The organism is Clostridium sp. KLE 1755 (genome assembly GCF_000466465.2).
GTDB classification, from domain to species: Bacteria; Bacillota; Clostridia; order Lachnospirales; family Lachnospiraceae; genus Eisenbergiella; species Eisenbergiella porci.
The window spans coordinates 1-8,140 of sequence record NZ_KE992672.1; the positions used below are offsets into that span (position 1 = coordinate 1).

The following is an 8,140-nucleotide window of genomic DNA, read 5'->3' on the forward strand; positions in this document are numbered from 1 at the left end:
ACGTGATACACAGTTTATTTGACACACCCTTTGTGCACAATGGGCCGCCCGTACGGGTGCATGCCCCGGGCATTTATCCGGACTCATAACCGACTCCGGAGTCGGTTATGAGTCTGTTATGCTCAAATAAACTTTATCTGCGCATCCTTAGGCAGAGCCAGTTTGCATTCCACTTCAGCACATTTGATGATTCCTGCAATTACAGGGCAGGCTGCATGGATCGGGAAATGATCTCCCGCATATTCAAACAACGGACCCTGTCCCGGTTTCGTAAGGCAAAGCTCAAAGGCATCAAAGGTGTCTCCCAGTTCCTCCATCATTTTACGGACGCTCTCACATCCTGATTTCACTGTTATTTTTACTTCTTCCTGATCTTCGGATACTGCCTCTACTTTTGTTATAAATCCGCAGACACCCGGATCAACCTGTACTGTTGTCATATTTCTTTCCCCCTTGTAATAAACTTTATAACATATCTATCTTGCAATTATATTGTTTTATGACAAATATTTCAAGATTCTTTTATTTATGGTTTGTATATTCACAGGATAAACGCATCAGTCGGGATAACTGTACTGTTGCCTGGACATTTTATATTACTCAATTTTCAAATAATTATCTTGACAACAGCCATTCTCCAAACTATCATGAGAATGTAATTACATTTTCAGGTACTTACAATCAAATATTCAGAAAAACAGAGGTCAGAGAGATTGATTATTAGAATAAGATTCAGATAGTTATTCCCGAATAAAATATATGGCACAGTAGCCTTCTGCAATCCGGCCGGGAACAGATACCGCCGGTGCGGAAAGAAGTCTGTAGCTGTCAGGAATCCGGACAGTTGTAGGATTTTTTTGTATGCTGCCATATATATGGGGAATAATATTTGTTTCTTACAGGCAGGAGTCCGGGCATATTGCCGTTTTCCGGATACTGCGGGAAGCAATCTCTTTTTTTGTACCTGAAAATGAGAAAAAGGAGGTAAGGGACTGTCAAATGTATTTTACAGTTCCGACAGATATGTTTAGCATGTGGATTAAAAAATTTATCAGATTAAGGAAGAATAATAAAAGCAGCATATAGATAACAGGTTTGTGTCTGCGCTGCTGCCGCAAGCCTGGGGCTTTGTTCGAGCCTGCAGCAAATTACAAAGCGGCGCGGAAAAGAGGATAGAATGAACGAAATAAATAATATGGATCAGACGGAAATCTCCCGTGTCCTTCTGGTGGGAGTAAATATTGATGATAACCCGGATTTTGAAACCGCTATGGGGGAGCTTGAAAGCCTTGCAGAGGCCTGTGGGATGGAGGTTGCGGCTATTATAGAACAGAATCTGTCAACGCCGAATCCCGCATTTTATATTGGAAGCGGAAAGGTACGTGAGGTACAGGAAGCTGTTGACCAGATGGATTTGGATTATGTGATTTTTGATGAAACGCTTTCCCCCTCCCAGCTGAAAAACCTGCAGAAGGAGGTGGGGGTGCCCATTATGGACAGAACCAACCTGATCCTGGAGATTTTTTCCCGCAGGGCGAAGACAAGGGAAGCCAGGCTTCAGGTGGAATCGGCCAACCTGCAGTATATGCTGCCCCGTCTGGTAGGGATGAGGGAAGCGCTGGGCAGGCAGGCCGGCGCCAGCGGCAGCCTCAGCAATAAGGGTACCGGTGAAAAGCAGATTGAGCTGGACAGAAGAAAAATAGAAAAGCGGATCAGCGAGCTTCGCAGGGAGCTGGAAGCCATAGAGCATGACAGGAATACGCAGCGTAAGCGCCGGAATCAGTCCGCGCTGCCGCAGGTGGCGCTGGTAGGCTACACCAATGCGGGGAAATCCACCCTGATGAATAAGATGGTGGAGACCTATGTGGGGAAAGAGGAAAAAATGGTAATGGCAAAGGATATGCTTTTTGCCACCCTGGACACCACAGTGCGTAAAATCACGCAGAATGATAAAAAGGATTTTCTTCTGTCGGATACGGTCGGGTTTATCAGCAAGCTGCCCCATGGCCTGGTAAAGGCTTTCCGTTCCACCCTGGATGAGGTCCGGTATGCGGATTTGCTGCTTGAAGTGGTGGATGCTTCTGATGAGCATTACAGGGAGCACATGCAGGTGACCGCGGAAACGCTGCGGGAGCTGGGAGCTGAAAAAATACCTTGTATTTATGTGATGAACAAGGCGGATCTGGTTATGCAGAAAGATGAGCTGCCCAAGGTTGACGGGGATAAAATTTTCATGTCGGCCCTGGATGGATGCGGGCTGCAGGAGCTTCTGCGGATGATTAAGGAAAGGGTATTTTCAGGAAACAGGGAAGGCTCCTTCCTCATTCCGTATGAAAAAGGGGAGATAGTAGGCTATTTTAACGATCATGCGACGGTTATCAGCCAGGAGTACCTGGCCGAGGGAGTAAGGCTGTTCGTAAGCTGTCGGGAAAGTGATTACGCCAAATACAAGGAGTATCTGATCCTGGAGGATTAAAGCAGTAACAGCTCTGCCGAAAGCTGGACTGTTATTTAAAGCATTTCATATAACTGGTTAAGGCGTCTCTTTCATATAAGAAAGCGGCGCCTTACAAGACAGGGAACAGGAGCAAAAAGATGTTGCTGAAGGCAGCCATATGTGATGATGAACCGCAGCAGGCGGGTATGCTTGAAAAATATGTGGCAGAATGGGCCGCCAATTCCGGCCTGCCGGTACAGATTAAGATTTTTTCCAGCGCGGAGGCCTTCCGCTTTGCCTGGGAGGAGGAAAAGGACTGGTGGCTGATCCTCCTGGATATTCAGATGCAGGGGGAAAACGGTGTTTCGCTGGCTAAGTATCTGCGGGAAATGGATGAAAAACTGGAAATACTTTTCATCACCGCGCTTCCTGATTACATAGAGGAGGGCTATGATGTGGCGGCCCTTCATTATCTGCTGAAGCCGGTAAAAAAGGACAAGCTTTTTCAATGTCTGGACAAGGCTGTGAAAAAGGATGTGAAGGAAAGCTATCTGCTTCTTACCACGGTGGAGGGGGAACGGGTACGTGTTTTCCAGAAGGATATTTCATATATTGAAGCCTTTGCCCATACCGTGCAGATACATTTCAAGGGTGAGACTGCAGAAGTGCGGTGTGGAATCCGCGCCCTGGAGGAGCAGCTGGAGGGTGGGCGTTTTGTCAGGTGCCACCGCTCCTATATTGCGGGACTTGGATTTGCGGCCCGGCTGAAAAAAACGGAGCTTCTGCTGGATGACGGGACAGCCATACCCATCAGCCGACGGCTGTTCCCGGAGGTAAACCGGGCCTTTGTTTCTTATTATTTAAGGGAAGAGCAGGAGGTATGAGATGAAACTTTGGTTGGCAGCCGCAGGCGGATTGGGAATTATTCTGGCGGGGATCGGGCTGTTCTTTCTTTTCAGATGGTATCTGACCCGTCTGGTGGACCGAAGGATTGAAGGCTTCCAGAATGATCTGATCGGCAGGCAGGTGGATGAAGTGGAAAATATGTACCGCCAGATGCGGGGGTGGAGGCATGACTTTAAGAATCATATCCAGACCATGCTGGTTTTCGTACAGAATGGGGAGACGGAGCGCCTGGAGGGGTATCTGCAGAACCTGAACGAGGATCTGAACAGCGTGGATCAGGTATTAAAGACGGGAAATGTGATGGCGGATGCTATTTTAAACAGTAAGCTGTCGCTTGCCGGGGCGAGGAAAATAGCGGTCAATGCAAAGGCCAGGGTGCCTGAGCACATGGCTGTTTCCGATGTGAATCTTTGCTCCATTTTGGGAAATCTGCTGGACAATGCCATCGAATCCTGCATGAGGATAGAGGAGCCGGAAAAAAGATTCCTGCGGGTTTACATAGGGGTTATGAAGCAGCAGCTGTATATTTCCGTCACCAACTCCGCAGGAGATAACCTGAAAAAAACGGGAGGCCGTTTCCTTTCTTCCAAAAGCGGTCGGGATGAACAGGCCCGTTTTGGCTTTGGCCTGATGAGGATTGACGGTATTGTGAAACAGAACGGAGGGTATGTAAACCGCCAGACGGAAGAGGGCGTGTTTGCAACCGAGGTTATGCTGCCACTGTAAAAACCAGGAGCTGTTTATAAAAATTAGGGGCTGTTTATAAAAACCATTCGTGCATGAGGGAATACCGCTTGTGCACGATTTTTATTTTTACCGGGAGAAAATGCTATTCTTATCCCAGACATAAAAAGGAAACAGGATGGTGAAAAGGATATGGAAGAGAAGAAGAAAAAGCTCACGTATACTACGCTGCAAAACCTGCGCTATGCACTTTCCAAATGGTGGGGATGGGACAGCAGGGGGTTGGTACAGGCATTTTCCAGAATACCGTGCGTAGTACTGATTCCGCTGATGGGAATATTGCTTCCAAGAGAAGTAATCAACTGCGTAACGGAAGGGGCGGCCTATGGGAGGCTGGCGGTAACTCTTGTGATTTTTACAGCATTATTGTGCGCCCTGCACATGTATGACAAATACATTGCACAGGGAAAGCTTTTTGCCATCGGGCTGAAAAACCGGATGAATTATATGTATCTGTGGGCGGAAAAGATTTTTACCACGGATTTTCCAAATATTGAAAGCAGCGGCGGTCAGAGGAAAAAGGAAAAGGCGCTGCAGTTTCTATATCAGAGCTCGGCGGGCGGGGAAGCGGTAGTGGACTGTGTTGTGGGAATCTGCGGAGATGCCCTGGGCCTGATTATCTACGCGGGAATTGTATCATCCATTCATCCTGCAGTGCTTCCGGCGCTTGTGCTTATGTCCGCGCTCATATATATTGCGGGCCGGATTATTAAGAAGCTGGAGCTTGGAATCCGGGATGAATCGGCGGATCTGGAGCGGAAGCTGAATTATCTGTTTGCTGCCCCCACAGACTTTGCCGCGGGGAAGGATCTGCGGATATATAAAATCAGCCGGTGGTTCGGCGGACTGTTTTCCATATATTTTCCGGCCATGATAAAGCTGTGCGCAAGAAATGAGCTGTGGTGGTTCGCGGATGATGTACTGCAAGGGATTCTGAATCTTCTGCGTGACGGCGCATGCTATCTGCTGCTGATACGTATGGTGCTGGAGGGCAGCATTACCCCGGGGGATTTTACCATGTATTTCGGCGCGGTGGCAGGAGTTTCCCAGTGGCTTAACGATATCACTAAGCAGGTGGAAAAAATCAACCGGTTCAGCGTACAGTGCTGTGAATTCCGGGATTTCCTGGAGATGCCGGACGGATTTGTCAATGACGGGAAGGAATGCCTGGATACGGAGGGAAACAGGGCCGTGGATATTACGTTTGAGCATGTTTTTTTCCGTTATCTGGACGCGGAGGCGGATACGCTTCGTGATCTGAGTTTCCATATCAGGGCCGGTGAAAAGCTGGCGCTGGTGGGTTTGAACGGCGCAGGGAAAACAACCTGTGTCAAGCTTATGTGCGGGCTGTATCATCCTACCGGAGGAAGAATTCTGATTAATGGTAAGGATATGTCGAAGCTGAGCAGGGATGAGTACTATCGGCTTTTTTCCGTGGTGTTCCAGGAAGCAAATTTCATGCCCTTTACCATAGCCCAGAATGTTTCGGGCGCCATGGAGGATATGGACAGGGAGCGGGTTAAAAGCTGCCTGGAGCTGGCAGGCCTGTGGGACAGGGTACAAAAGCTGCCTTATGGAATGGATTCCCTGCTGAACCGGGAGCTGAATGAGGATGGGGTAGAGCTGTCCGGAGGGGAAAGGCAGAAGCTTCTGCTGGCAAAGGCACTGTATAAAAAGGCGTTTGTTGTTATTCTGGATGAACCTACGGCCGCACTGGATCCCATCGCTGAAAATGAACTTTATCAAAGCTATGGGGAGCTGACAGAAGGAAGGACTTCACTCTATATTTCCCACAGGCTTTCCAGCACCCGGTTCTGCGACCGTATTTTGTTTCTTGAGAACGGAAGGATTACGGAGACGGGGAATCACGAAGCGCTTATGGCGGCCAAAGGCGCTTATGCCCATATGTATGAGGTTCAGAGCCATTATTATAAGAAAAAAGCGGAAGGGAGGCCTGCGGTATGAAAACGGAAAAAAGGGAACGCTACAAATATCAGATGCATCTGCTGCTGCGCCTGGTCAAAATTTACCACGGCTTTGCGCCTGAGCTTTGGTGGTGCGTAACAGCGCAGGCCATGCTGCAGGTTGCCGGTCCTTTTGTGAATCTGTATTTCAGCGCCAGAATCCTGAATGAGCTGATAGGAGGCAGGGATGCGCAAAGGCTGGGAAGCTATGTACTGCTTACGCTTATATGCAACCTGACCGTTTTTTTATTCTCACAGGGAATCGGGAAAATAAACAGCGTCGCCCAGAATAAGGTGATGTGGAAGGAACTGCGTAGTGTGGGAGATACATTCCTGAAGACTGACTTTGAAAACCTGGGAGATGCGGGATATCAGAATAAGAAAAGGTACTATCTGGAAAGAAGGACGATGGATGGAGCCCTGTGTTGGGGGACAATCTACAATGTGCAGAGGATGGTGAAAGGGATTTGCACCATTGTGGCTTCGGTTGTTTTCGCTGTACCGGCTTTTTTGGATTATGGAGGGGGGACCTCTTTTTTTACTTCTGGTTTGGCTTCCCTGCTGATGCTGCTTCTTCTGGCTGGAGCATTGGTGTGTACTGTGTGTCTGAATCGCAGGCAGACGGAAAGGGAGATGCAGTTTTATAAGGAATTCATGGAGGGAAACCGGAGTTTTGCTTACTATTCTGGAGAATGCACGCAATATAAATATGGGAAGGAGATTCGTCTTTATGGAGAAGAAAAGCTTCTTCTGGAAGGATTGAAAAAGTCCCTGGATATTGACAGGCTGGGAAAAAAAGGTCTTCTTACCGGTTTTTATGAAATGATGAAGGCGGGCCTGGGCATGCTTCTGAGCGGCTGTGTTTATTTTTTCATAGGGGCGAGAGCCATTGCAGGCGCCTTCGGCGCCGGAATGATAGTACAGTATGTGGGGGCTGTGACACAGTTTACCGGAGGTTTTTCCGAGATGGCCGGCGGCCTGGCGGAACTGCGGGGAGAGACTCCTTTTATTGAAAATTATCTTGGGATTCTTGATTCCAGGCCTGTGAAATATCAGGGAAGCATTCCTGTGGAAAAAAGGGATGACAATGAATTTGAAATAGAATTCAAGGATGTGAGCTTCAGGTATCCTGGTTCCTCAGATTGGGCGCTGCGGCATCTTTCCCTGAAGCTGCGGATTGGTGAGCATCTTGCCGTAGTCGGGAGAAACGGCAGCGGCAAAACAACTTTTATCAAGCTTCTCTGCCGTCTGTATGATCCTACGGAGGGAGAAATCCTTCTGAACGGAATCGATATCCGCAAATATAATTATGAGGAATATCTGGAACTGTTTTCCGTGGTATTTCAGGATTTCCGGCTGTTTTCTTTTTCACTGGGACAGAATGTGGCTGCGGCTGTGGACATAGACCGGGAAAGGGCAGCGTCCAGCCTGGGGCAGATCGGCTTCGGGGACAGGCTGAAGGAAATGGCCAGAGGGCTTGATACGCCTTTATACCGGGATTTTGATAAGGATGGTGTGGAGATATCGGGCGGGGAGGCGCAGAAGATTGCGTTGGCCAGGGCCTTATATAAGGATGCGCCCTTTATTATCCTGGATGAGCCGACGGCTGCGCTTGATCCTATTGCAGAGTATGAGATTTATTCGGGTTTTGAAAAACTGGTGGGCGGCAAGAGCGCCGTTTATATTTCCCACCGCCTTTCCTCCTGCCGGTTCTGCGATGATATTGCAGTCTTTGAGGAAGGACGATTGGTCCAGAGGGGCGGACATGAGGAGCTACTGGCCGGGGAAGACAGTCTGTATGCACGTTTGTGGAACGCGCAGGCGCAGTACTACGCAGAGCATACGGAGGAAGAGGATACGCTTGGAATGGAACCGGTATATGTCTCATAAGTAAGAAGGAGGAAAACGGAAATCCGGCTGTCCTGAAATTTGAATTTCAGATAGCCGGATTGTTTTTTCCGGACTGTTACAGTTTTTAACAATACTTTTTGGACGGTTTTAAAAAATACTTCTTAAACAACCAGCTTGTATAGGAAGGGGATTTCTGTTATAGTAACTTCATCGGGAAAAGTCACTTTCCCTAATTATT

General features: G+C 48.3%; 6 protein-coding genes. 5 read left to right on the plus strand and 1 reads right to left on the minus strand.

Annotated elements, in window-relative coordinates; translation table 11 throughout:
* Nucleotides 1-122: 122 nt before the first annotated feature.
* Nucleotides 123-440, minus strand: a complete 318-nt coding sequence (locus tag HMPREF1548_RS06575) for a DUF6951 family protein (protein WP_021635102.1) — start codon at nucleotides 438-440, stop codon at nucleotides 123-125.
* A gap of 737 nt (nucleotides 441-1,177) precedes the next feature.
* Here HMPREF1548_RS06575 and hflX point away from each other — a divergent pair.
* The 5 genes from hflX (at nucleotide 1,178) to HMPREF1548_RS06605 (ending at nucleotide 7,941) form a co-directional block, all read left to right on the plus strand.
* Nucleotides 1,178-2,476, plus strand: a complete 1,299-nt coding sequence (gene hflX, locus HMPREF1548_RS06585) for a GTPase HflX (RefSeq protein ID WP_021635106.1) — start codon at nucleotides 1,178-1,180, stop codon at nucleotides 2,474-2,476.
* A gap of 119 nt (nucleotides 2,477-2,595) precedes the next feature.
* Nucleotides 2,596-3,321: a LytR/AlgR family response regulator transcription factor gene (locus HMPREF1548_RS06590; protein ID WP_021635107.1), complete on the plus strand. Its 726-nt coding sequence runs from the start codon at nucleotides 2,596-2,598 to the stop codon at nucleotides 3,319-3,321.
* A 1-nt stretch (nucleotide 3,322) separates the two neighbouring features.
* Nucleotides 3,323-4,069: a sensor histidine kinase gene (locus tag HMPREF1548_RS06595; RefSeq protein ID WP_021635108.1), complete on the plus strand. Its 747-nt coding sequence runs from the start codon at nucleotides 3,323-3,325 to the stop codon at nucleotides 4,067-4,069.
* Nucleotides 4,070-4,219: 150 nt separating this feature from the next.
* The gene (locus tag HMPREF1548_RS06600; protein ID WP_021635109.1) at nucleotides 4,220-6,052 is read left to right on the plus strand and encodes an ABC transporter ATP-binding protein; all 1,833 of its coding nucleotides are present in this window, start codon (nucleotides 4,220-4,222) and stop codon (nucleotides 6,050-6,052) included.
* Complete coding sequence (locus HMPREF1548_RS06605; RefSeq protein ID WP_021635110.1) at nucleotides 6,049-7,941, plus strand: ABC transporter ATP-binding protein; 1,893 nt, start codon at nucleotides 6,049-6,051, stop codon at nucleotides 7,939-7,941. Before HMPREF1548_RS06600 ends, HMPREF1548_RS06605 begins: the two co-directional genes overlap by 4 nt.
* Nucleotides 7,942-8,140: the final 199 nt, after the last annotated feature.

What these genes read in the sequence shown, in the direction of transcription:
- HMPREF1548_RS06575 (WP_021635102.1), bottom strand. Translation starts at nt 440, where the DNA reads ATGACAACAGTACAGGTTGATCCGGGTGTCTGCGGATTTATAACAAAA.
- hflX (WP_021635106.1), top strand. Translation starts at nt 1,178, where the DNA reads ATGAACGAAATAAATAATATGGATCAGACGGAAATCTCCCGTGTCCTT.
- HMPREF1548_RS06590 (WP_021635107.1), top strand. Translation starts at nt 2,596, where the DNA reads ATGTTGCTGAAGGCAGCCATATGTGATGATGAACCGCAGCAGGCGGGT.
- HMPREF1548_RS06595 (WP_021635108.1), top strand. Translation starts at nt 3,323, where the DNA reads ATGAAACTTTGGTTGGCAGCCGCAGGCGGATTGGGAATTATTCTGGCG.
- HMPREF1548_RS06600 (WP_021635109.1), top strand. Translation starts at nt 4,220, where the DNA reads ATGGAAGAGAAGAAGAAAAAGCTCACGTATACTACGCTGCAAAACCTG.
- HMPREF1548_RS06605 (WP_021635110.1), top strand. Translation starts at nt 6,049, where the DNA reads ATGAAAACGGAAAAAAGGGAACGCTACAAATATCAGATGCATCTGCTG.